We start from the raw sequence: 23,014 nt of genomic DNA, 5'->3' as shown, positions 1-23,014 counted from the left end.
GCTGCCGAAATCGTAATTTTGAGTATGATTATATACAACGTAACTATTAACATCGACAACAGTGTGGCCGAAGAGTGGCTGGACTGGATGAAGAGCACGCACATACCGGAAGTGATGGCAACAGGCTATTTCCTGAACAATCAAATTGCCCGCCTGCTGCACGAGGAGGACAATGGCGGCACTACCTATGCCGTGCAGTATACCTGCCGTAACCTGGAAGACCTGGAGGAATACCAGCGCGAACATGCCCCGGAGCTGCAAGCCAAGGTGCTGGAGCGCTATCCGGAAAAATTTGTGGCCTTCCGCTCTTTGCTGGAGATTGTAGGCCGGGATGTGGAGAAAGATCAGTAAATCAACCTCTCCTATCAGCAAAAAGGCCCGTGCTATACCTGAGCACGGGCCTGTTCTTATTTAGCTGCGTTGGTAAGTGTCCGCGCAGGGTATAGCTATTACCAGATTCGCTGCATTTATGCTTCTGCAGGCCGCCTGAATCATGCCATACCTTAGTCCGCGGTGTAAGTTTTGATCTGCTCTTCGGTCATGTTGCAGTTTATCCACTCGCCGTCAAGGTTGGCACCTATTTTCCTATAGAAAGCAATTGCTGGTTCGTTCCAGTCCAGCACCTGCCACTTCATGCGCTTGGCACCTATCTCCTTCGCCTCGCGGGCCACGGCATTGAACAGCATTTTGCCAATGCCACTGCGGCGCAGGCGCTCGGTCACGATCAAGTCCTCCAGAAACAGCATCTTGCCTTTCCACGTGGAATAGGCAATATAATAAAGTGCTATACCTACAATGCCCTCTTCCGTTTCGGCCACAAAGAATCTAAAGATCGGATTCTCCCCAAAGCCGTCCCAATGCATATCCTCCAGCGTGTTGGTCACTTCGTCTGGCGCTTTTTCATATACCGCCAGCTCTTTAATTAAACTGTGTACCTCTGGCAGGTCATCTATGGTTCCTTTTCTGATGTTTAGCATTTGTCTGAATCAGGATTTTGAGGATTAGTGAAGATTTTCAGGATTAATCATGCTGTAGTTAAGCGCTGACCTCACAGTGTCTTTCAGATCTGTGAGTGTCTTGTTCCGACGAAGAGATTCCGTTCGGAACAAGTATACCAAACTGCCATACCCAGGCAGCCACTACATAAACCCAGGTATAGCGCTACAGCTAGCACAGACACTCACAGGTTTGGGAAACACTGTGAGGTCTTTTGCGCAACGGCTGTTGCAATTTAGTCGAAATTTTAACTTTATACCTCCCCAACCCTCAAACTCCTCAACTCCCAAACTTAGTTCTCGCCTGCACCAGTTCTTTGCCCGACTCGATACTCGTGAGTTTATGCAGAAACATATCGGCCTCCTCCGCTGGTCCTGCCGTGGCAAGCACAGTATCGCCGAGCGTACTTTCTGCTTTGAAGATAATATCTATTTCCCGTAGCTGCTGCGTTGTGAGTATTTCAGTTGATAAGGTTTCCAGCGCCCATTGCAGGTAGCGGGTGTTGGTGACGTGGCGGTTCAGGTCGATGTCGTGCCAGCGGACAGGCATTTGCTCCTCATACCTGATCTCTTCCAACTGCGGCAGTTTCCCTTTGGCAAAAGGCAATGGCTCCTCACCGGGCACTACTTCCACAGCTGTGATGAAATCGGGGACAGACACCATCTGGCGCTTCACCACATCCATCACCAGCCACACACTTGTCGCCTGCCCCAGCAGCTCCCGGTCGGCGCTGTATACCCTGAAGTCGCGGTGCAGGAACACCCGCTCCCGGCCAGAGGCCCAGGTTTCGACCGTAATCTTTTCGCGGTGCCGGGGGTAGCGAAACATCTCGACGCGCATGCGCTGCAGCACCCAGGTCAGGCCTTGTTCCAGCAGCTCGTACATGGAGATGCCCATGGTGGCTGTGTTGTCCCAGGCGGCTTCCTGCATGTACCCGACCAGTGCTGGTAAAGTCGCCTGCCCGTTTTGATCGGTTTCGGTGGAGCGCACGGTAAACTCGCTTTGCCCGGTTACTGATTTCATAGCGTGTAGAATGGTTCGTGTTGCAAGGTACGCAAGAATCAGGGAGGGGGCCAGGAGGTAGCGGTATAAAAAAAGCACATCGGAAGGATGTGCTTTTCTATTTTAGCATAAAGGCTGATTTAAATGGAAGAGCCAATAGCGACACCAAAGAACATAGCCAGCAGCGCCAGCGCATAAAATCCAAGGAAGACGATTGTAAGAACACCCATAAATTTGAAGAGGGACTTTAAATTCTTGAATGACGCTGCAATTGTCTCTTCGTCTCCAGTCATAAGACCTGTCTGCATATTGCTCGAAAACCTGTACAGGTATAAAACTGGCAACAAATAAAGCGCAGCAAACAAAAGATAGAACAGGCTCAGGAAGGTGCCACTAATGGCTCCACCGCCAAGGCTAGCTCCCATAGTTAAGGCTATTACCCCGAACAGGACCATGATGCCAACGCCTACAAAACCAATTATCGCTAAGAACTTGCCCCACTTTGCCGTGTTCTGCAAGAAATCTCTTGATTCTAAATTAATGCTTAACCCTTGAGGCTGCTCGTTGTAAAATTCTGTGTCCATTCAATTATTGTTTAAGGTTAATTGATTATCTAAATATAAGGATACAGCTATAGAAATCAAATGGAACAGAGGTGTGGCGCGAAACAAAAAAGCCAGCACCGCATTTCTGCAGCACTGGCTTTTCGTGATTCAGTTATCAGCTATACCTGTTATGGTTGCTGGTTTGCATACGGGTTCACACCCATGTTCTTGTACAGGAAGGCCCATGTATCAGCCCACTCCTGAATTACGAGTGACGTAGGCTTGCCGGCACCATGACCTGCACGCACATCGATGCGAATCAGGTATGGGTTGCCCGGAGCACCTTTATCCTGCAGTTCAGAGATGAACTTGAAGGAGTGCGCTGGCACTACACGGTCGTCATGGTCAGCGGTTTTCACCAGCGTGGCTGGGTACTTCACGCCTTCTTTGAGGTTATGCAGCGGCGAGAAGGTATACAGGTTCTTGAACTGTGCCTCGTCTTCTGATGAGCCGTACTCCGGTACCCAGGCCCAACCGATCGTGAACTTGTGGAAACGCAGCATGTCCATTACACCCACGGCAGGCACGGCTACTTTGGCCAGCTCAGGACGCTGTGTCATGAAGGCACCTACCAGCAGACCACCGTTTGAGCCACCGCCCACGGCCAGTTTCTCGCTGGAGGTATACTTGTTGTCGATCAGGTACTCGGCTGCCGCAATGAAGTCGTCAAATACGTTCTGCTTGTTCGGCGTCATACCAGCCTTGTGCCAGTCTTCGCCGTACTCACCGCCACCGCGCAAGTTTGGCATGGCGTATACGCCGCCGTTCTCCAGCCACAGCATGTTAGCGATGCTAAAGCTTGGCGTAAGCGAGATGTTGAAACCGCCGTAAGCGTACAGGTAGGTCGGGTTGTTGCCATCCAGCTTCAAACCTTTCTTGTGCACGATGAACATCGGCACTTTGGTACCGTCCTTCGAGGTATAGAACACCTGCTTGGTTTCGTAAGCTTCGGTGTCCACGTCCACTTCGGTCTTGCGGAACAGCGTTACTTTGTTGCTGGCCACTTCGTAACGGAAGATGGTTGGCGGGTACGTGAATGACGTGAAGGTAAAGAAGGTTTCTTTGTCGTCTTTCTCGCCGCTGAAGCCACCTACTGTACCAATGGCTGGCAGTTCTACTTTGTTCATTTGCTTGCCGTTGGTGTCGTACACCACCACTTCGCTGGCAGCATCTTTCATATAAGAAGCAATGATGCGACCGCCTACTAATGACACGCCTGTCATCACGTTCTCGTTCTGCGGTACCACTACTTTCCAGTTCTGCTCCTGCGGCTTTTTCGGGTCGATAAGCACCAAACGGTAGCGTGGGGCATTTTTGTTAGTGCGTACCAACAGCTTGTCGCCTACGTTGTCCACCACGTTGTATTCTGACTCAAAGCTATCTACAATCGGCTTTATAGTAGACTTCGCATCTGTCAGGTCACGGTAGTACAGGGCGTTGGCGCCAGCTGCACCTTCCGACACGTTCAGAATCAGGAAGCGCTCGTCGTCGGTGGTCTGACCATAGTAGTTGCGGAGCGGCTTGGTTTTGTCTTCATACACCAGTTGGTCCTGGCTCTGCGGTGTGCCTATTTTGTGGTAATACACCTTGTGGTACTCGTTCTTATTGGCCAGTTTGTTGCCTTCGGTCGGGGCGTCGTAGCGGCTGTAGAAGAAGCCGTCTTTATGCCAGCTTGGCCCCGAAAACTTCACCCACTCCACTTTGTCGTCGAGCTTCTTGCCTGTAGCCACCTCCATCACCTCGTAGGTGTTCCAGTCAGAGCCACCGCTTGAGGTGCCATAAGCCACATACTTGGCATCTTTGTCAAAAGAAAGCGCTGTAAGAGCAACCGTGCCGTCGTTAGAGAATTTGTTCGGATCGAGGAACACTTTCGGTTCGCTCTCCAGGGAATTCTGCACGTATAGCACGCTCTGGTTCTGCAGACCGTCGTTCTTATAGAAGTAGTATTTTCCGCCTTTCTTGAATGGTGCGCCATACTTCGGGTAGTTCCAGATCTTAGTCAGACGTTCTTTGATCTGGTCGCGGAACTCGATGTCTTCGAGGTAATCAAAGGTAACTTTGTTTTGTGCCTCTACCCACTGGTCCACTTCTTCGTTATGGGTTTCGAGCCAGCGATACGGGTCGGCTACCTTCGTGCCGAAATAATCATCTACATGGTCTACTTTCTTAGTTTCCGGGTAATTCAGTTGGGTTGCAGCCGTTGCAGGGGCTGTAGTCGTGGTTTCGGTATTCATGCCAGTGGCGGTATTCTCGGTTTGGGTGGATTTGCAGGCCGAGACAGCGGTCAGGCCGCCTGCCAGCAATAGAACAGTTGATTTTTTCATTGTTTAGAACCGTCAATTTTAAGGTTGAGTTACGGAAAAGCTAAGATAGGCAATTAACCTGAATCAGGCTATATCTGTCGTTTAACAGTGCTTATACCTATAAAGTTGCCTTGGTAGACGTAGCAGCTTTTGAGTTTAAGGTCAGTACCACATCTGACAAGCCTGTGTTATGGTTGAGTTCGCAGCGTCGGGCGCTATACCCTGATCTTGTATGGATGCTGCCACAAGTAGCCGTCAAAAGGATGAAACAGCACCAGTATAACAGCGATCATGCCTCCTGAAAGCAATGCTTGCACCACAGTGAAGGGGGTACTTTCCTTTTTGCTTTATTATCAGTTGGTTCCAGCCGAAAAATCTTTGTGGGCAGCATGTACAAGCGATGCATCTGCGCATTACATTTGCTGGCTTTTTATACAAAGGTTTTTATTCAGATTTAGATGATGGAAGAAGTAGAAGAGGAGAAGTTTTTACAGAAGTTCGAACAGATAGCCGATCGCTTATCTGATAAGGGCTATGCGATCATCGACAATTTTCTGGAGCCCGACGAGGTACGCAATCTGCTGGAGGTACTGCAACACCATCAGGAACAGGGCACTTTCAAAAAAGCAGGCATCGGCACGGCAGACCAGTTTACAGTGGACAGGCAGGTACGCGGCGACTATATCCGTTGGATTGAGCCATCGCAGGCGCTGCCGCCAACGCAGGTATTCCTGGACCGCATGCACGAGGTGATGCGCTACATCAACCGCACCTGCTTTCTGGGACTAAAGGATTTTGAATTCCACTTCACGGTATACCCGCCAGGCACCGTGTACCAGCGCCACCTTGACCAGTTCCAGACAAATGACCACCGGCGTCTGTCGTTTATCTGCTACCTCAACGAGAACTGGCAACCTGAGAACGGCGGTAATCTGCGCCTATACCTGCCTAAAGAAGATGGCTCGGAAGAAGAGGTGGATGTGCTGCCCATTGCCGGTCGTCTGGCCTGTTTTCGCGCCGACATCATCCCGCACGAGGTACTCGCCGCTAACCGTCACCGCTACAGCCTGACTGGCTGGATGCTGGATCAGTTGAACGAGCTGACATTTTTGTAGAATCGGCGCTTTGAAGAACACAAAGGCCAGTCGGCGAAGGGCAAAGTATTGTTGAAAGTTTTTTATCCTTTGCTGCACGGTCTTCCGTGGAGTAGCGCGGCTACTGCGCAAAGTTAATTTCTGTACTGTCCCCAATGTTGAGGCTATGGCTTAGTCCTTTAAAACTGGCATCGGAGCCAATGATGGAGTCGTGCATCACGGCGTTTTGCAGTTCAGAGTAAGCCCCAATGATAGAGTTGCTCAGTGAGGAGCGCGAGATGGTGGTATTATCGCCGATCGCTACATTGGGACCGATGATGGAATGTGTGATGTTACAGTTAGAACCGATGCTCACAGGCGGAATGATGATGTTGCCGGGATACTCGCTTGAGTAATCCAGCTCCCGGAAGCGGGAGTGCCGCAGCAGTTTCGCATTGGCTTCCAATAGCGTCTCTTTGCGGCCGCAGTCAAACCAGTTGTCCACGTTCCAGGTCACCATTCTCTCTCCCTGCCGGATCATGTGCATCAAGGCATCGGTGAGGTGATATTCGTTATGGGTGCGTATGTTTTCGGTGATGATATGCTCGAGCGAGCGCACCAGTTTTTCAGGCTGCATGATCTTATAGAGCCCCACCAGCGCAAAATTTGACTTCGGAATTTTTGGCTTTTCGACCACCTTCACAATGTACTCGTCCATACCCACCTCCGTCACCCCAAAAAGCGAGGGCTTGGCCACTTTCTTGACGCCGAGTACCGACTTAGGAGAAGCAATAATAGCAGGCAGATCCGCCTCTACGATGTTGTCGCCCAGCATAATGAGCACACTGTCTTCATGGCGATACGTTTCACGGGCGATCCAAAGCGCATGTCCCAAACCCTCCCGCGGCTCCTGCACCACAAACTCTGCACTGATCTGAGGATACTTCTGACGCACGTAGTTTTCGACCTTGTCACCAAGGTAGCCGATGATGAACACATAGTCTTGTACACCCGCCTGTATCAGTCGCTCCACAATGTGCCCCAGTATCGTATTGTCCGCCACCGGCACCAGCGATTTAGGCTGTGTGTGCGTGTGCGGACGGAGTTTAGAACCAACACCAGCGACAGGAATAACGACTTTCATATACCACACTTTTTCAGCAATATAGTAATTTTTGATTAGAGTTTTGAGGATTAGGGGGAGTAGTATAGTGTTTTAGCAATTTCACAACGTCATACTATGTTTTCCGTAATCATATCGCTTAGCTTTGTACTTATATCGTATACAAACTATACCCTCCCATAAACATGAAAAAAATCTTCTTTTACCTGATCGGATTTGTCATTCTGGCCTCTCAATCTTCTTGCGGTTACAACACCATGGTGCAGAAAGATGAGACCGTAGAAACCGCATGGGCCAACGTTCAGAATGCCTACCAGCGCCGTGCTGACTTGATACCAAACCTAGTGAATACTGTAAAGGGTGCTGCCAATTTTGAGCGCGAAACCCTCGAGAGCGTGATCAATGCCCGCGCCAAAGCAACCAGCGTACAGCTCAGCGCCGACGACCTGACGCCAGAGAACCTGCAGCGCTTCCAGGCTGCCCAGAACGAACTGGGTGGTGCCCTGAGCCGCTTGCTCGTGTCTGTGGAGCGCTATCCTGAACTGAAGGCAAACCAGAACTTCCTGGAGCTGCAGGCACAGCTGGAAGGCACCGAAAACCGCATTTCGGTGGAGAGGCGTAAGTTCAACGAGGCCGTACAGGACTACAACACCACGGTGCGTTCCTTCCCTAACAACCTGATGGCAGGCATTTTCGGCTTTGAGCGCAAAGGTCACTTCCAGGCCGACCCAGGTGCTGAACGAGCTCCTACGGTGCAGTTTTAAAGTATAGATTGTTGATTGTTAGTTGCTGATTGCTTTCCCTGCGAGAGTAAAAACAATTAACAATCAGCAATAAACGATCAACAATTCAAGTCATGCCTAAAGATACCATAACCGAAGCGGATGAAAAGGTCATCATGGAGGCCATTCAGGAGGCGGAGCGTAACACGTCCGGTGAAATCCGTGTGCACATAGAGAACAACTGCGAAGGCGATGTGCTCGACCGTGCCACAGAAGTGTTTGCCCAGCTCCACATGCACCTGACCAAGCAGCGCAACGGCGTGCTGTTTTATGTGGCCATCAAAGACCATCAGTTTGCCGTATTGGGCGATGCAGGCATCAATGCCATCGTACCCGACCACTTCTGGGAAGACATTACCGCCGAAGTGATCTCCCACTTCAAAAAGCAGGAATACGCCGCCGGTCTTGCCAAAGGCGTTATCATGGCGGGTGAGCAACTCAAATCACACTTCCCGTACGACGACAAAGGCGACCTAAACGAACTGAGCGACGACATATCGTTCGGAAAATAACGCACCATGAAACGATCCATTCTGTTCCTATACCTTACTTTGTTAAGTACCCTGGCGGTAGCCCAGAGCGATGATTTCCCGCCAAGGCCCAACCCACCTCGATTGGTAAACGACCTGGCCGGCATCCTGAGCCAGGGCGAAATACAGTCACTGGAACAGAAACTGGTCAATTACAACGACACCACCTCTACCCAAATCGCGATTGTCACCATCAAATCCATAGGCGACTATGACGCAAACCAGTACGCGGCCGAACTGGGTGAGCGGTGGGGCGTGGGCGGCAGCAAGAACGACAATGGCTTAGTTATACTTGTAGCGCTCAATGAACGCAAAGTGGCCATTCAGACAGGCTATGGCATGGAGCACATTATACCTGACGCCATTGCCAAACGCATTACCGAGCGCACACTCAAACCAAATTTTCAGCAGGGAGAGTTTTACAAAGGATTGAATGAAGCGACGAACCTGATCATTAGCCTGGCCAGCGGGGAGTACCAGGCCGATCCGCAGGCCAGCCAGGGCGAAGGCGAAGGGCCGTCGCTGATGGCCATTATCCTGATCGTGATCGTGCTGGTATTCGTTATGTCGCGCTTTAAGGGTGGCGGCGGCAGAGGAGGCCGCGGTGTGCGCACACTCGGGGGACCTATCCTGGGGCCAGGTTCTTTTGGCACTTTCCGTACTGGCGGCGGCATGTTCGGCGGAGGAGGTGGCTTTGGCGGCGGGGGCGGTGGCTTCGGCGGTTTTGGTGGCGGCTCTTTCGGCGGAGGCGGTGCCAGCAGCAGCTGGTAAGCTGCTATACCCGCAGGTTTCCGTCGGGTTATTACCTCAACACTGCCCGCAACATACTCGTACAAGCGGTGTTGCCATGAACATATGATTCTGGCTTTCTTATCGTTACAGAAAGTATAGCTCCCCAAAAATTAGTACCTTTGCAAGTGGAGGGGAATCTGCGCGCATGAAAATAAACAACGGAAACATAAAATCGAAGGTCGTTATTGGCTTTACACTGGCGCTTTCGGTGGTGGTTTTTGCCATATACCTTACATATAACAGCTTCACCCAACTACTCAGCTCCGTCAATGTGCTGGCGGAGCCAAATGCCAAACTAGCCAAGCTACAGCACACCCTCGCTGACATTGCCACAGCAGAAAGCGCTATCCGGGCTTATACCCTCACCACTGAAGACAAGCACTTCCGGGAGTACCTCGACAACCTGGGCAACATCAACAGCCAACTCGACTCGCTCTGCTCGCTCATGCAGGACAATCCGGCCGAACTGGCTCAGATCGACTCGGTGTCAACCTTGCTGCTGGCTCAGAGAAAGAGCCTGGAGGAGCACGTGAATAACAAAAAACAGCAGCGCGGCAACAACGCCTATACCGATAAAGCGCTGAAACAGATTGCCTCAGCAGCCTCCCGGCAGCCTGCCACTACCACGATCAACCAGCGCACCAAGACAATCATATCAGACAGGCTGACCTACAATACGGACTCCGTCACCAGCAGACCTGCCCAAAGCGAGAGTAAAAAAGGTATATTGCAAAAGCTCTTTGGCAAACGCAACGAATCCAAACAGCAGGAGCCGCCTCAGCCTGTAGTGGTTCCACAACTGAATGTAAAGCAGGAATATACCGCCGATACCAGCAAAGCAGTCCCAACCAACATGGCGTCCATTGCCAAAGTGCGCGTTGTGCTTAAAGATGTGGAGCGTGAGCTACAGCAGCAGCAGGATGCCATAGTAGCCAAAGAGCTGGCACTCCTGCAGCAGGACAAACAGATCATGGACCAGGTTCGCCGCATGGTATACGACCTGGAACGATACGAGCTGCAGCAGGCTCGCCTTAATGCAGCACAGGCTCAGGAAGTTGCTAAAGAAACATCGCTCGTGCTCTTGCTCGTCGGGATATTCGGTTTGGCCAGCGGCATTGCTTTTATTCTCATCATCCTGCGTGACCTCACCCGCAGCAGCAAGTATAAGGCTGAACTGAAGCGCTCCCGCAAAGAGGCTATACAGCTGGCTCGTGCCAAAGAGGCCTTCGTGGCCAACATCAGTCATGAAATTCGTACACCGCTCAACGTAGTGCTGGGCTTCTCTGAACAACTGGGCCATACCCAGCTACAGGAGCAGCAACAAGAGCACCTGCAAGCCATTCACGGCGCAGGCCAGCACCTACTGCACATCGTAAACGATGTGCTGGACCTCTCCAAACTAGAGGCCGGCAAGCTGCATCTGCACATGGCCCCTTTCGAAATGAAACAGCTCCTGACCGAGGTAGAGCGTACATTCCGACTCAAGGCCAGCACCAAAGGCATAGGATTCACCTGCACCATAGACAACCAGCTGAGCGGCCACCTGCTGGGCGACTCACTGCGGCTACGGCAAGTACTGTTTAATTTGGTGGACAATGCCATCAAGTTTACCCACGACGGCGAGGTACAGGTACGCTGCAGGCTTAAATCGCAACGTCGTAACCGTGTTGTGATGCTGATCGAAGTAAGCGACACAGGTATAGGTATACCGATGGAACAGACCGCGCATGTGTTCGGGGAGTTCAACCAGGCCGATGACTCGATCATCCGGAAATATGGAGGCACCGGGCTTGGACTGTCTATCAGCAAGAAGCTGGTGGAGATGCAAGAAGGCTCACTTACCCTCCGCAGTGTACCGAATGAAGGCACCACCTTCAGCATGGTGCTGCCGATGCAGCGGGTAGCTGCCCCTGAAGTTGAAGCTATACCTGAGCCTCAGCTATCTGCCACTAATGTACTGGCTGGCAAAGCCGTGCTGGTGATTGACGATGATGCCTACAGCCGCACCCTCTGCCAGCTGATACTGGGCCGCAAAGGTATGCAGGTCACGCTGGCTAACGATGGCCAGGAGGCGCTACAACTGATCAAGGAGAAGAGCTTTGACATTGTGCTCACTGATATTCAGTTGCCAGGCATGAGCGGTAAGGCCGTAGCCAGAGCCATCCGGAAAGAGAACGCTACTATACCTATCATGGCGCTCACAGCCAATATCATGAGCAGTAACAAGCGCTTTTTTGCCAAAACAGGTATATCAGAACACTTGCTCAAGCCTTTCACGGAACAGGACCTATACCTGAAGCTCAGCAAGGCCCTGTCTGCTCAGGCTATACCTGAGGCAGCGCCTGCAATTGAGGCTACAGTTGAAAAGGAAAAGAGCGTAAAAACAGCAGGTATAGCAGATGCTCAGGCTACACCCATACCTCCAGGTATGGCTGAGATGCAAAGCACAGCTGATAAAGCCGAACCAGAAATTGAAGTCAAAACACAACAGACAGGCGAAGCTATACCTGCAACTTATACCCTGGATGAGCTACGAGCTTTTGTGGGAGACGACCAGGAGGCGCTGTGGGATATTGTGGAGGTGCTGATAGCGGATAACCGTCGCTCTCTGGCGCAGTTGGAAAATGCAGCAGCCATTGCGGACTGGCAACAGGCAGGCGAATTGGCACATAAGATGAAAACTGCTTTCCGCCACCTGCAGGCGCACAATGTGCTGCCAGCCATTGATACACTCGAGCAGGTGCTGCACCAGCCGGACCTGCCAACCGACAGCCTGCCTGCCACAACTACAGCATTGCAGCACGAGGCTACTCTCGTGCTCACTGCACTAGAAGCCAAACTTAGCAAGCATAAAAAGCCCGCAGAAGCTGCCGCTTAGGCCTCAATGTTGTACTGCCGCATTTTGTTGTAAAGTGTCTTGCGGTCGATGTTGAGCAAACGGGCTGCTTTGGATTTGTTGTATTTCACGCGCTCCAGCATTTCGAGGATCAGTTCCTTCTCGCTGCGTTCAGTAGCCGTTCGCAAATCCGTCACAGGCATGGCTACCTGCGTGGCATCCGGCTGCGCCACGATGCTGGCTGGCTCCGGAATGTGGTAGGCGATCTCGGGTGGCAGGTCATCGAGGCTGATTTCGCTGCCCTTGGCTAACAACACGGCCCGCTTCACTACATTTTTCAACTCCCGCAAGTTTCCCGGCCAGCTATACCTTTCCAAAGCCATGGCTACGGCTGCGTCAAAACCTGCTATGCTACGCTCCAGTTCATGATTGGCCACCTGTAAAAAGTGGCTGGCGAACTGCATGATGTCGGCTGTGCGGTCGCGGAGTGGGGAGATGTTGATCTTGAACTCATTGAGGCGGTGGTACAGGTCCTCCCGGAACTCACCCCGGCTCACAGCCTGCACCAGGTCTTCGTTGGTAGCCACAATGATACGCACATCCACATCGAGGTCGGTGTTGCTGCCGATCTTGCGCACTTTGCGCTCCTGTATGGCCCGCAGCAGTTTCACCTGTATTTCATAAGACAGGTTGCCGATCTCATCCAGAAAGAGCGTGCCGCCATTGGCTGCTTCGAACTGGCCTTCCTTGTCGCCCATGGCGCCTGTAAAAGAGCCCTTTACGTGGCCGAACAACTCACTTCCTGCCAACTCCTTAGACAGAGCACCGCAGTCGATCGCTACAAAGGGCTTGTCGTGCCGCTTGCTGCGCTGGTGAATCTTGCGGGCCACATACTCTTTGCCCGTGCCACTCTCACCCTCTATGATCACCGACATGCTGGTGGGGGCTATCAAAGCAATGTACTCTTCTAACTGCGCCGACTGCGGACTGGCACCTTTTACGAAGGTAAAACCGCCCTGTGCAGGTATAACCGGCTTCGTCGCAACATTGCCTTCGCGCCCGTAGGTCAAGGCCTTTCGAATGGTCAAAAGAGTCTCGTCCGGATTGATCGGTTTTGCCAAATACTCAAAGGCACCCATCTTGATGGCCTTTACAGCCGTGCGAATGTCAGCGTAGTGTGTCATCAGGATGACAGGCACCTGGGTATCCAGCACGCGAATCTGCTCGAGCAGCTCCAGTCCGTTTTTGTCAGGCAGCCTGAAGTCGGTCAGGATCAGATCAAAGGAATCGGCTTTGAGCTGACTGAGGCCTTCACCTGCGGTATAGGCAGTTTTGACCTCATACTGCTGGCGTTTCAGGAACGTACTCAGCATCAGGCAAAAGGTAGGATCGTCGTCGATTAAGAGTATTCTGGGCATAATCTTCAGCAATATACACAACCGTGGGACAGTGGGGAAATTTTGCCCTTAAATTCGTACTCCGGCGTGCATTCCGACTGTTTACCGAAAAGCAGCTGCTAAGGTTGGCATAAAACAGAAAAGCCCCCGCTGGGCGGAGGCTCGTTCCATGATATTAGGGTCGCTAATATCTAATCTATGTGGCTTATTTTTGGTCGCGGATAATGTTACCTTGTTCATCAATGCGAACTTTCGCGCTCTGCTGCTGCTCGTTGGTGAAGAAGATCTCATACATTGTTTTGGCACCCTGGCCCTGCGCATTTGCCTGTGCATTGGTATTCTGCGCATTTTGAGTCGCCTGCTCGGCACGGTTTTCCATACCCTGTGCGTTAGCACCAGCGGCATTTCCGTTAGGTGTTACGCGGAACACCTCTACAATCTGCCAGCTGCTGAATGCCTCAGCAGTCAGGGTTTGCTTTACGGGCTCCGGAAGCTCTTCCTGCGTGATTGCTTCACGCTTTACATTTTCTTCCTGTGTTGCAGTCTGAGTTTGGGTCTGTGTCTGTGTTTCAGTTGTTACCTGTGTCTCAGTCTGTACTTGCTCTTCATAGTTTACCTGATTTCCAGTTTCGGCCTGCGCTTCAGTTTCTGTTTCAGTAGTTTGTTCTACTTGCTGCTTCTTCTTCGACTTCTTTTTGTTCTTGTCAGTCTGTGCGTTAGCGTCAAGTGAGGCAAAGCCAAAGAAAGCAATGGCGGCCGCCAGGTAGGTTATTTTTTTCATAGTTTTATTCTGTCGCTCAAGTTTAATTTTTCCTAAAGCCTATTAGTCAAAACTGTGCCAAAACCATATATTTAACTCAAGTTACTCACAATCAAACCATTACAAATTAAAACGAAAATCCCCAACCTGGGGAATTCACTATAGGGTGTAGCGAAAATTCCACAGGTTGGGGATTACAAACTGGGTAATCAGGTATAGGCGGGGTTTATGCGCCTAACATAAGAGCCAAGGCAATCAGTGAGCCAAAGCCTATTCCGAAACCAGTTGCGGCCTTGCCTACTTTACGCTTGTGGGCCTGCTTCTTGAAAGCCTCACGATAAACCGGCTCTTTCATTAACTGATAGTTCGGATGAAACAGGTTGTCGACATTAGGTGGTACTGCCGCCGTTACAATGCCAGTGACCAAACCGACAGGAGGAAGCAGGAAGGTCGCTCCGGCCGTGCCCCAAAGTGGTCCTTGTCCTTTGTAGTACATTAGCGCATCATGCCGGCCCTGGTACATCAGTTCTTCAGGTGTATAGTTACGTGACGCTCCGGTACCTGTTGGTATGGCGGAAGCGGTAGCATATTCATCGTTGCTCTGCGGCAACTGGTTTAGCTGTCGCTGTGAGGGTTGGGTTGCAAATTGCATAGAGGACACATCGTTTCGGAGCACAAACCGCAGTGGGCCTTTCTCTTCGCTTAGCATGCGATAATGGATAGTGTCTTCCCCCACTTTCACAATTTTCCCTACTACTTCTTCGCCGTTCTTTTTGACGATCAGATCCTGGCTGTGGCCAAGCATGGCGGTTAGTACGAAACATACACTTAGTACCGCTCTTTTCCATGTCATGAGGTGCATCATCCTGCTTTTCTAATTTTAATTTTGTTTATTTTCATTCCTGGACTAGGAAGATACAAAGACTATTCCATTTATTGTTTAATCTCTATATTTTATTTCTACAGCAAAATTAATTTCCTGACATGTTGTAGCAATGTGGCGTATAAAGCCCCAACGGTACAAACTTAATACCCTGGCGCTACCAGAAATTTGCAAAGCAAGCCGTCAGCCTATACCTTTATAACATGAGCGAACCACGTAAAAAATTATTCCTGCTTGATGCAATGGCCCTGATTTACCGGGCGCACTTTGCCTTCAGCAAAAACCCTCGCATTAACTCCAAGGGCATGAATACGGGCGCTGTGCTCGGCTTCACCAACACCCTGGTAGAAGTACTTCAGAAAGAAAGACCCACACACATTGGCGTAGCTTTCGACTCAGCGGCCAAAACTTTTCGCCATGATAATTTCGCTGCCTACAAGGCTAACCGACAGGCCATGCCCGAGGATATTTCACTGGCTATACCTTACTGCAAAAAGATTGTAGAGGCCTTTAACATTCCGGTGCTCATCATGGACGGCTACGAGGCCGATGACATCATCGGCACCCTGGCCTGCCGCGCCGAAAAAGATGATTTTGACGTGTACATGATGACGCCTGACAAAGACTACTGCCAGTTGGTGACGGAGCATGTTTTCCTGTATAAGCCTGCTTTCCTCGGCAATGCCGTGGAGGTATGGGATGTGGCGCGGGTACTGGAGAAGTTTGAAATTGAGCGGGTGGAGCAGGTGATCGACATACTCGGTCTGCAAGGCGATGCCGTGGATAACATACCAGGTATACCGGGCATCGGTGAGAAAACGGCTAAGTCTTTGATCCAGCGTTTTGGCTCCGTAGAAAACCTGATCGCTAATGCTGACCAGCTAAAAGGCAAGCAGAAAGAAAACGTGGTAAACTTTGCCGAACAGGGCATGATGTCCAAAGAGTTGGCCACTATCCACTGCGATGTGCCCGTGCCGTTCAGCGCGGAGGCGCTTCACTACGACGGGCCTAACGAAGAACAACTGGCTGAGCTGTTTGCCGAGCTAGAGTTCCGTCAGCTGATGCAGCGTGTGCTGGGTATCTCCATGGCCGAGGCATCCCCCGCCAAAGTTGCGACCCGACGTGGCAAGCCCGCTAACCAGCAGCAAACCTCGCTATTCGACTCGGCGGCTCCTGCCGACACTGCTGTAGCTGACGAAACAGATATAGCCACCGAGCATGTGCCGTTCCAGCGCTTCAGCAATACCCTGCAGGACTACCACCTGATCGACACGCCTTCCTTGCGCCAGAGCTTGATCCGCTATCTGCAGAAACAACAGGAGATTTCCTTCGATACTGAGACCAGCAGCATCGACCCAATTACAGCTAAGCTTGTAGGCATGTCCTTCAGTTACTTGCCCGGAGAGGCCTACTATGTGCCAGTGCCTCACGACAATGAAGAAGAGGCAGTTAGCATTGCAGCTGAATTCAAAGACATACTTGAGAACCCGAGCATTGCCAAGATTGGCCAGAACATCAAGTACGACATACTGGTGATGAAGAATTATGGCATCGAAGTGAGTGGTCCGATCTTCGACACGATGCTGGCACACTACCTGCTGGAGCCTGAAATGCGCCACAACATGGATGTACTGGCTGAGACCTACCTCAATTACAGCCCTATACCTATTACCGACCTGATCGGCCCGAAAGGCAAGAATCAGATCACGATGGCCGACCTGAAGCCTGAAGAAGTGAAGGACTACGCCTGCGAAGATGCCGATATCACGCTGCGCCTGAAGCAATACTTTGAGCCATTGCTGCAGGAGCAGGGACTGATGAAGCTGTTCAACGAAGTGGAAAACCCACTCGTGCAGGTGCTGGCAGGTATAGAGAAGGAAGGTATATCGATCGACGCCAATGCGCTGGCCGATATTTCGCTGCTGCTGGAGCAGGAGATTAAAGGGATAGAGACCCGTATCTTCGAACTGGCTGACACAGAGTTTAACATCGGCTCACCGAAACAACTCGGCGAAGTGCTCTTCGACAAAATGGGGCTACATGGCAAGGCCAAGATCAAAAAGACGAAGACCGGGCAGTACGCCACAGGTGAGGAGATCCTCTCCAAGCTGGCTGGCGAGCACGAGATTGTACGCCTGATCCTGGACCACCGCGAACTTTCGAAGCTCAAGTCGACCTACGTGGATGCCTTGCCGCAGCTCGTGTGCGAACTGGATAACCGCGTGCATACCTCGTTCAACCAGGCGGTAACGGCTACAGGACGCTTGAGCTCCACTAACCCGAATCTGCAGAATATTCCAATCCGCACCGAACGCGGCCGCGAAATTCGCAAAGCCTTTGTGCCTCGCAACAGCAAGCACCTGATCATCTCGGCGGACTACTCCCAGATCGAGCTGCGCATCATGGCTGACTTTAGTGGTGACCCAACCATGAAAGAGGCTTTCAAAAACGGGCTGGACATCCACGCCTCTACAGCCAGCAAGGTGTTCCATGTGCCGCTCGACCAGGTAGACAGCGAAATGCGTCGCAAGGCCAAGACCATTAACTTCGGCATCATCTACGGCATTTCAGCGTTCGGCCTATCCGAGCGACTAGGTATACCACGCCGCGAAGCTGCTGACATCATTGAGGCTTATTTTGAGGAGTTCCCAGCCGTGAAAGAGTACATGGACAGCGCCATTGAGAAGGCCCGAGAACATGAATATGTAGAGACTGTGCTGGGCCGCCGTCGCTACCTCCGCGACATTAACTCCCGCAACGCCACAGTACGTGGGTTTGCCGAGCGCAACGCCGTAAACGCCCCCATTCAGGGTACTGCCGCCGATATCATCAAGATCGCGATGATCAACATACACGAGTACCTGCGCCACGAAAACCTGAAGACCCGCATGATCCTGCAGGTGCATGACGAACTGCTGTTCGATGCACCGAAAGAAGAAGTGGACATCGTAACGCCGAAGATCGTGGAACTGATGACCAATGCCCTGCCGCTAAGCGTGCCGATGGAGGTGGGCTTGGGCGTAGGCAAGAACTGGCTGGAAGCACACTAAGGTATACAAGCCTATAAGGCTGCTTATACCTGCTGCTATACCTGATAAAAACAGAAAGGCGCCTCCCGCAAAGGAGGCGCCTTTCTTGTTACGGAGATACTGTGTGTTACTGCACAGGGAAAAGAACTGTGCGGTATTGAGTCTCATCTACGGTTGGCACATTGGCACCATATTTACTGTTAATGGCTCTGATCATTTCGTTGGCCACAAATGCATAACCACGAGGAGTTGGGTGCACGCCATCCAGCGAGAACAGGTTACCTGTAATGAAAGCAGGAGAATAAGCAACACCATTCTTGCCAAAGCCTGTTTTGACAGTATTGAAGTAGGCGTTCGCATCAAACAGAGCCAGGTTTCTGGCATCTGCCTGCGCCTTAATGATATTATTGAATGCTTCTGTAGCTGTTCTGACATTCTGCTGCTCTGCGGCATCCAGTATCAATGCGCTTGGCACTGGATTGCCAGCTGAAAGACCGAACATAGCAGTCGTATCAATTTGGAAGTTCGCCAACAGGCCAGCTAAAGTAAGTCTAACCACGTTTGCATCCTGGCTTGGGCTCACTTGTCTGGCTAATTCTCTCCAGTATCTGCCGGTAGGCTGTCCTACTAAAGGAGCGTAGGCAGAAGAAGTCAACAGGAAGTAGACACCATTCTGTGCAGCATTGATTTGAGATGTAGCAATCTGTATACGAGAGCTACCGGAGCCTGTTAGCGCAACCATACCAGGTATGTTGTTAGCTGTCAGCAATTGCTGCACAGACGGCCCTACTGTAGTGAAGAACGGAATGGCCGTTACATCAGGAATTGTAGCAATTATACCTTCCTGGCCACCAGCTGTCAAAGCAGTCAGTAATTCTGAGTAGTTAGCATCAAATGTCGCAGTTGGTGTGATTGTTCTCGCTGGAGAGTTAAGCATACCGCCTGAAAAAGCACCACCTGAAGTGGCATAAGAAAGCACATCGTTATTGCCTAGCCATAAGCTGAAGAACGTGTGATCTGTACTCTGCTGAACGCGCTGCAAATAAGTTTGCGAAGCGTTGTTATCAGGTGTGATACGCTCAAAATGAGGATTACCTTGTGTAGATCCGTATCCTGCTGTTTTTATATCCGCAACTTTGATATCTGGCACCGCCAGGTTATTGATAGGCTCTAAATACTTGGTGTATAAGCGTGGGCTTGCACTTCTTATGGCCAGGTTGTCAGTAACGTTAGCCGTAATAGGAGCCCCCTGCGCAGTAAAGCCCGCCAGACGAAGATATCCGGTGCCGTTGCGCTGCTCTTCTGTGAAAAGCGGCTGTGTAAACTCACCGCCACCCACAGTTCTGAACTGCTCCGCCATAATAGCTGGATAAGAGTTAAGCTGTCCCTCGCGGTACACACCACCATCACCTTGCCCGGCTGTAAGGGAGTTACCAACAGCTATATATTTCGTAAAATCAGCTTCTCCGGCACTTGACGCCGGTGTATCGATATCCGGGTCGCAGCTTGTTAAAAGTACGCCAGCAAGCAATGCAAGTGCACTCGATGTATATAAAGACTTTTTCATGTTACTTAGTCAAAAATAATTAAAACTTGAAATTCAGACCGATGCCAGGAATGTAGGCCACCGCCTTGAAAGTGCCAGGTATACCACCAGACAGGTTAGCGGCATCAGTTCTCTCTTTTCTGTTGATGTAAAGGAAAGATGCGTCGATGCTGAAGTTTTCAGAAACGGAGTACCCTATACCTGCAGAAAGACCACGTGAGTCTGAATCCGGCGTTTCTGGTGTCAGGTAGCCGTCCTGTACAGGTGTCTTGTCAAGGTAAGCACCGGCACGAAGGGCCAAGGCATCTGTTGCCATGTACTCACCACCGATGCGATAGATGAAAGCGTTCTCGTAGTTACGGCTAGCCTCTGAGAAAGGACTGCCACCCACGTTCTGGCTGAAATCGAAGCGCAGCTTCTCATAGGCATCCCAGCCTACATGGCTCACATCTGCAGCTAATGTCAGACGCTCGTTCGGCTTGAAGCCTATACCCACTGAAAGTGTTGAAGGCATTGGCAGTTCCGCGTTGAAAGTCGTGCCATCAGGGAAGTTGCCGCGTGCAGCCGCTGGAATGTTACTGAACATCACATCGCCACCTTCTACACTCAGGTTTACTTTGGAGCGGTAGTTCACACCGATAGAGAGTTTCTCTGTTGGCTGGAAGAAAATACCTGCGTTGAAGCCAAACGCTGATTCAGCGCTGCCATCCAGTTCAATACCGCCTTCAGTGCCGTCCTGGCTCTGCACAGGCAGCGAACGCTGCAGGTTTACACTTCCAATTACATACGAAAGACCTACACCTATACCCAGCTTGTCTGTAATAGCATAGCTAATAGTCGGCTGCACATAAATAGCCTGCAGTTTCAGTTGGTTCAATCCATAACGGCCGCTCCACTCATCGCCCCAGTTCACGGTGCTGCCAAACGGCGTGTATACACCAAGGCCTGCAGAGAATTTCTCATTTATGTTGTACACGCCATACACCTGGAAGGGAGTACCCAGTGGGTTATCTGTACGAGCCGTAACACCTCCAGACTCAGGAGCAGAATAGGCAATTCTGGAGACAAGCGCACTGCCGCCTATCGTCACGCCACTGTAGCCGATGTGGCTCATGGCTCCAGGGTTAAAGAAGATGCTGGACGTACCTGTCAGAAGGCCTGTACCCGTGTGGCCCATACCAATCTGGCGCTGGCTCGCCAGGTTTACCTGGTATCCGCCAGCCATGGCCGTACCTGTGAGCAGGGCGCTACCTAATAAGGCTAAGATTTTGCTTTTCATAAAATGCGACTTGTTTAAATATAGGGTGTTAATAAGGTAAAACAAATATATAAAACATTAATACTTCCTAAAGCACATGCACCACCTTTTTTCAAATAAAATCAGTTTTTGGTCGAAAAATTTTCTGTTCTATCCGGACAGCTTTGAACAAAGCTTACCGAAAGCAGTTTTTTTGATGCGAAAGCTATCCCAGAAAGGGATTCTGCGTTTATAGAGTCTCAACTTAAAACCCAAATGAAGGAACAATTCGACGTGATTATAATAGGCGGAGGGCCTGCTGGCCTGAATGCCGCCATGATACTGGGGCGTTCGCGCCGTAAAGTGCTCTTGTTTGACAGTGGCAAGCCCCGCAACCGGTGGGCCACCAGCATGAATGGCTTTTTGTCCAGTGACGGGGTAAACCCGCGTGATTTTATAAAGAAGGGACGAGAAGAACTCGTAAAATACGGCGTGCAGATAATAGACCGTGCCGTGAAAACAGCCACTTATAGCAAAGGCCAGTATGTAGTAGACGACGAGGACGAAAATGTATACCACTCACGCAAGATGCTGCTGGCTACCGGCCTCAGAGATGCTCTGCCTGAAGTGGAAGGCATAGAAGAACTTTATGGCCAGAGTGTGCACCACTGCCCGTACTGCGACGGCTGGGAGAATCGTGACAAAGCCATAGCTGTATACGGAAAAGACCGCAGCGGCATAGGCCAGGCCCTGGCCATGAAAAACTGGAGTGACGATGTGACCTTGTATACCGACGGCACCCAGAAACTCAACAACAAAGACATGGAATTGCTCAACCTAAACGGAGTAAAGGTATGCACGGAAGCGATTACCCGTCTGGAGGGCGATGACGGCATGCTACAACGAATTGTTTTGCAGAACGGCGAGTCGAAGCAACAGGGGGCCCTTTTCTTTTCGGGCGAAACCAGTCAGCAGTCGGATATCGGCCGGCAGCTGGGCTGTGAGTTTACCGGCAAAGGTGTCATCAAGACACGTCGTCTACAGCAAGCCAACATTCCGGGCCTTTATGTGGCCGGTGATGCGGCCCGTGATATGCAACTGGTGATTGTGGCGGCAGCCGAGGGCGCCAAAGCCGGGGTGGCCATCAACATGGAGTTGCAGCAGGAGGACAGAGTAAAACCTTAGGCTATGCTGGCAGTAGCATCGCTGGCCTCCTGGGCGGGGCTTGGCAGATGCTGCTCCACAGGCTGAAAAAGGTGCTCCTTCAGGCAATAGCGGTATCCCTCTACCAGCATGTGCATAATCAGGTGCTCTACGGCAATAGGCTCGTTTTCAGATACCTGCCTTGTATTGGTGAACCGGATCTTGCTGGCGTCAATGATTGTCACAACTCCTGTGCCGAACACTTCTATTTTATTCCCCTCTTTGATAATTATGCCCGTTTCCTCGCTCAACCCCACGCCAACATACGCCGGATCGTGCGCCACAGCATGGGCTAGTCGCCCGAAGCGGCCACGCTCCACAAAGTGCGTGTCGATGTATACATGGCTGATAAACCCGAAGCCGATCGTGGTTTTCATCTCTCCTTTGATAAGCGAGTAGTGTCCGTAGCCATCGTAGATCATACGGTCTGACATGATGGCGGCCCCTGCGCTGGTGCCGGCTATGATGATGGGCTCCTGGTGATAACGGCGACGCATGATCTCGAGTAGCTGTGTCCCGTTCAGAAACTCAATTAAACGAACCTGGTCCCCCCCCGTAAAAAAGATAACGTCAGCCTGCTGGATGCGGCTGATATACTCTGGCTGGTCAGCGGCGTGGTTTTCGTCGATGAGCATGAACTGCACACAGTCACAGCCTAGCTCTTCAAAGGCTTCTTTGTACGCCTTACCAGACTCTTCTGGATCACTGGTAGCAGTTGCTATTACTTCGATACGGGAATGTATCGGACATATCTCAGACCTGATCAACTTAATTAAGTCATCATCATACCCACCTCCGAGCGCTATTAAGGTACCTTTATACATTGGTGCTCCTGTTTATTTGACTATTCACGTTCTCCTCACGATAAACGCCTGTACACTTTACAATTGAGTGCCCGAAAAGATCTGAACGGCACA

19 protein-coding genes are annotated in these 23,014 nt (G+C 51.1%); 8 read left to right on the top strand and 11 right to left on the bottom strand.

Annotation, left to right across the window (positions count from 1 at the left end):
- The first annotated feature begins 24 nt into the window (after positions 1–24).
- Positions 25–351, top strand: coding sequence for a DUF4286 family protein (locus BW972_RS05745; protein WP_040574153.1), 327 nt, complete (start codon positions 25–27; stop codon positions 349–351).
- Positions 352–503: 152 nt separating this feature from the next.
- Here the strand turns inward: BW972_RS05745 and BW972_RS05740 are convergent, their stop codons facing one another.
- The 4 genes from BW972_RS05740 to BW972_RS05725 form a co-directional block, all read right to left on the bottom strand.
- Complete coding sequence (locus BW972_RS05740; RefSeq protein ID WP_076421401.1) at positions 504–977, bottom strand: GNAT family N-acetyltransferase; 474 nt, start codon at positions 975–977, stop codon at positions 504–506.
- Positions 978–1,275: 298 nt separating this feature from the next.
- Entirely contained in the window at positions 1,276–2,019 is a 744-nt protein-coding gene (locus tag BW972_RS05735; protein WP_076421400.1) for an acyl-[acyl-carrier-protein] thioesterase, read from the bottom strand.
- A 119-nt stretch (positions 2,020–2,138) separates the two neighbouring features.
- On the bottom strand, positions 2,139–2,582 hold the full coding sequence (locus BW972_RS05730) for a hypothetical protein (protein ID WP_007656352.1): 444 nt from the start codon (positions 2,580–2,582) through the stop codon (positions 2,139–2,141).
- Positions 2,583–2,731: 149 nt separating this feature from the next.
- Complete coding sequence (locus BW972_RS05725) at positions 2,732–4,927, bottom strand: prolyl oligopeptidase family serine peptidase (RefSeq protein ID WP_040574155.1); 2,196 nt, start codon at positions 4,925–4,927, stop codon at positions 2,732–2,734.
- Between the two features lie 437 nt (positions 4,928–5,364).
- Between BW972_RS05725 and BW972_RS05720 the strand changes: the two genes are divergently transcribed.
- Entirely contained in the window at positions 5,365–6,021 is a 657-nt protein-coding gene (locus tag BW972_RS05720) for a 2OG-Fe(II) oxygenase (RefSeq protein WP_076421399.1), read from the top strand.
- Positions 6,022–6,121: 100 nt separating this feature from the next.
- Here the strand turns inward: BW972_RS05720 and BW972_RS05715 are convergent, their stop codons facing one another.
- Positions 6,122–7,123 carry a sugar phosphate nucleotidyltransferase gene (locus BW972_RS05715; RefSeq protein ID WP_007656357.1) on the bottom strand — a complete coding sequence of 334 codons (1,002 nt, stop codon included), beginning with the start codon at positions 7,121–7,123 and terminating at the stop codon, positions 6,122–6,124.
- Between the two features lie 164 nt (positions 7,124–7,287).
- Here BW972_RS05715 and BW972_RS05710 point away from each other — a divergent pair, with 164 nt between their 5' ends.
- From BW972_RS05710 to BW972_RS05695, 4 genes are all read left to right on the top strand, one after another.
- On the top strand, positions 7,288–7,866 hold the full coding sequence (locus BW972_RS05710; protein WP_076421398.1) for a LemA family protein: 579 nt from the start codon (positions 7,288–7,290) through the stop codon (positions 7,864–7,866).
- A gap of 92 nt (positions 7,867–7,958) precedes the next feature.
- Complete coding sequence (locus tag BW972_RS05705; protein ID WP_076421397.1) at positions 7,959–8,396, top strand: TPM domain-containing protein; 438 nt, start codon at positions 7,959–7,961, stop codon at positions 8,394–8,396.
- A gap of 6 nt (positions 8,397–8,402) precedes the next feature.
- Positions 8,403–9,185, top strand: a complete 783-nt coding sequence (locus BW972_RS05700; protein WP_040574157.1) for a TPM domain-containing protein — start codon at positions 8,403–8,405, stop codon at positions 9,183–9,185.
- Positions 9,186–9,351: 166 nt separating this feature from the next.
- Positions 9,352–12,084: an ATP-binding protein gene (locus tag BW972_RS05695; RefSeq protein ID WP_076421396.1), complete on the top strand. Its 2,733-nt coding sequence runs from the start codon at positions 9,352–9,354 to the stop codon at positions 12,082–12,084.
- Here the strand turns inward: BW972_RS05695 and BW972_RS05690 are convergent.
- The 3 genes from BW972_RS05690 to BW972_RS05680 all read right to left on the bottom strand — a co-directional run bounded on the left by BW972_RS05690 (position 12,081) and on the right by BW972_RS05680 (position 15,004).
- Entirely contained in the window at positions 12,081–13,460 is a 1,380-nt protein-coding gene (locus BW972_RS05690; RefSeq protein ID WP_076421395.1) for a sigma-54-dependent transcriptional regulator, read from the bottom strand. The two genes, BW972_RS05695 and BW972_RS05690, sit on opposite strands and share 4 nt — an antisense overlap.
- A 184-nt stretch (positions 13,461–13,644) precedes the next feature.
- Positions 13,645–14,220 carry a hypothetical protein gene (locus BW972_RS05685; RefSeq protein ID WP_076421394.1) on the bottom strand — a complete coding sequence of 192 codons (576 nt, stop codon included), beginning with the start codon at positions 14,218–14,220 and terminating at the stop codon, positions 13,645–13,647.
- A 205-nt stretch (positions 14,221–14,425) separates the two neighbouring features.
- On the bottom strand, positions 14,426–15,004 hold the full coding sequence (locus BW972_RS05680; protein ID WP_234986303.1) for a hypothetical protein: 579 nt from the start codon (positions 15,002–15,004) through the stop codon (positions 14,426–14,428).
- A 281-nt stretch (positions 15,005–15,285) separates the two neighbouring features.
- Between BW972_RS05680 and polA the strand changes: the two genes are divergently transcribed.
- Complete coding sequence (gene polA / locus BW972_RS05675; RefSeq protein ID WP_076421393.1) at positions 15,286–18,132, top strand: DNA polymerase I; 2,847 nt, start codon at positions 15,286–15,288, stop codon at positions 18,130–18,132.
- 106 nt (positions 18,133–18,238) lie between these two features.
- Here polA and BW972_RS05670 read toward each other — a convergent pair whose 3' ends face one another.
- Both BW972_RS05670 and BW972_RS05665 read right to left on the bottom strand, forming a co-directional pair.
- Complete coding sequence (locus tag BW972_RS05670) at positions 18,239–19,678, bottom strand: SGNH/GDSL hydrolase family protein (RefSeq protein ID WP_076421392.1); 1,440 nt, start codon at positions 19,676–19,678, stop codon at positions 18,239–18,241.
- Between the two features lie 19 nt (positions 19,679–19,697).
- Positions 19,698–20,936: an OmpP1/FadL family transporter gene (locus BW972_RS05665; protein WP_076421391.1), complete on the bottom strand. Its 1,239-nt coding sequence runs from the start codon at positions 20,934–20,936 to the stop codon at positions 19,698–19,700.
- Positions 20,937–21,170: 234 nt separating this feature from the next.
- Here BW972_RS05665 and BW972_RS05660 point away from each other — a divergent pair, with 234 nt between their 5' ends.
- On the top strand, positions 21,171–22,079 hold the full coding sequence (locus BW972_RS05660; protein ID WP_007655492.1) for an NAD(P)/FAD-dependent oxidoreductase: 909 nt from the start codon (positions 21,171–21,173) through the stop codon (positions 22,077–22,079).
- Here BW972_RS05660 and BW972_RS05655 read toward each other — a convergent pair.
- Positions 22,076–22,921 (bottom strand): cyanophycinase, encoded by an 846-nt coding sequence (locus BW972_RS05655; RefSeq protein ID WP_076421390.1) that lies wholly within the window; start codon positions 22,919–22,921, stop codon positions 22,076–22,078. The two genes, BW972_RS05660 and BW972_RS05655, sit on opposite strands and share 4 nt — an antisense overlap.
- Positions 22,922–23,014: the final 93 nt, after the last annotated feature.

Source organism: Pontibacter lucknowensis (assembly GCF_900156415.1).
Taxonomy (GTDB): Bacteria; Bacteroidota; Bacteroidia; order Cytophagales; family Hymenobacteraceae; genus Pontibacter; species Pontibacter lucknowensis.
This window is presented reverse-complemented; position numbering and strand designations above follow the sequence as displayed.

What these genes read in the sequence shown, in the direction of transcription:
- BW972_RS05745 (WP_040574153.1), top strand. Translation starts at nt 25, where the DNA reads ATGATTATATACAACGTAACTATTAACATCGACAACAGTGTGGCCGAA.
- BW972_RS05740 (WP_076421401.1), bottom strand. Translation starts at nt 977, where the DNA reads ATGCTAAACATCAGAAAAGGAACCATAGATGACCTGCCAGAGGTACAC.
- BW972_RS05735 (WP_076421400.1), bottom strand. Translation starts at nt 2,019, where the DNA reads ATGAAATCAGTAACCGGGCAAAGCGAGTTTACCGTGCGCTCCACCGAA.
- BW972_RS05730 (WP_007656352.1), bottom strand. Translation starts at nt 2,582, where the DNA reads ATGGACACAGAATTTTACAACGAGCAGCCTCAAGGGTTAAGCATTAAT.
- BW972_RS05725 (WP_040574155.1), bottom strand. Translation starts at nt 4,927, where the DNA reads ATGAAAAAATCAACTGTTCTATTGCTGGCAGGCGGCCTGACCGCTGTC.
- BW972_RS05720 (WP_076421399.1), top strand. Translation starts at nt 5,365, where the DNA reads ATGATGGAAGAAGTAGAAGAGGAGAAGTTTTTACAGAAGTTCGAACAG.
- BW972_RS05715 (WP_007656357.1), bottom strand. Translation starts at nt 7,123, where the DNA reads ATGAAAGTCGTTATTCCTGTCGCTGGTGTTGGTTCTAAACTCCGTCCG.
- BW972_RS05710 (WP_076421398.1), top strand. Translation starts at nt 7,288, where the DNA reads ATGAAAAAAATCTTCTTTTACCTGATCGGATTTGTCATTCTGGCCTCT.
- BW972_RS05705 (WP_076421397.1), top strand. Translation starts at nt 7,959, where the DNA reads ATGCCTAAAGATACCATAACCGAAGCGGATGAAAAGGTCATCATGGAG.
- BW972_RS05700 (WP_040574157.1), top strand. Translation starts at nt 8,403, where the DNA reads ATGAAACGATCCATTCTGTTCCTATACCTTACTTTGTTAAGTACCCTG.
- BW972_RS05695 (WP_076421396.1), top strand. Translation starts at nt 9,352, where the DNA reads ATGAAAATAAACAACGGAAACATAAAATCGAAGGTCGTTATTGGCTTT.
- BW972_RS05690 (WP_076421395.1), bottom strand. Translation starts at nt 13,460, where the DNA reads ATGCCCAGAATACTCTTAATCGACGACGATCCTACCTTTTGCCTGATG.
- BW972_RS05685 (WP_076421394.1), bottom strand. Translation starts at nt 14,220, where the DNA reads ATGAAAAAAATAACCTACCTGGCGGCCGCCATTGCTTTCTTTGGCTTT.
- BW972_RS05680 (WP_234986303.1), bottom strand. Translation starts at nt 15,004, where the DNA reads ATGCTTGGCCACAGCCAGGATCTGATCGTCAAAAAGAACGGCGAAGAA.
- polA (WP_076421393.1), top strand. Translation starts at nt 15,286, where the DNA reads ATGAGCGAACCACGTAAAAAATTATTCCTGCTTGATGCAATGGCCCTG.
- BW972_RS05670 (WP_076421392.1), bottom strand. Translation starts at nt 19,678, where the DNA reads ATGAAAAAGTCTTTATATACATCGAGTGCACTTGCATTGCTTGCTGGC.
- BW972_RS05665 (WP_076421391.1), bottom strand. Translation starts at nt 20,936, where the DNA reads ATGAAAAGCAAAATCTTAGCCTTATTAGGTAGCGCCCTGCTCACAGGT.
- BW972_RS05660 (WP_007655492.1), top strand. Translation starts at nt 21,171, where the DNA reads ATGAAGGAACAATTCGACGTGATTATAATAGGCGGAGGGCCTGCTGGC.
- BW972_RS05655 (WP_076421390.1), bottom strand. Translation starts at nt 22,921, where the DNA reads ATGTATAAAGGTACCTTAATAGCGCTCGGAGGTGGGTATGATGATGAC.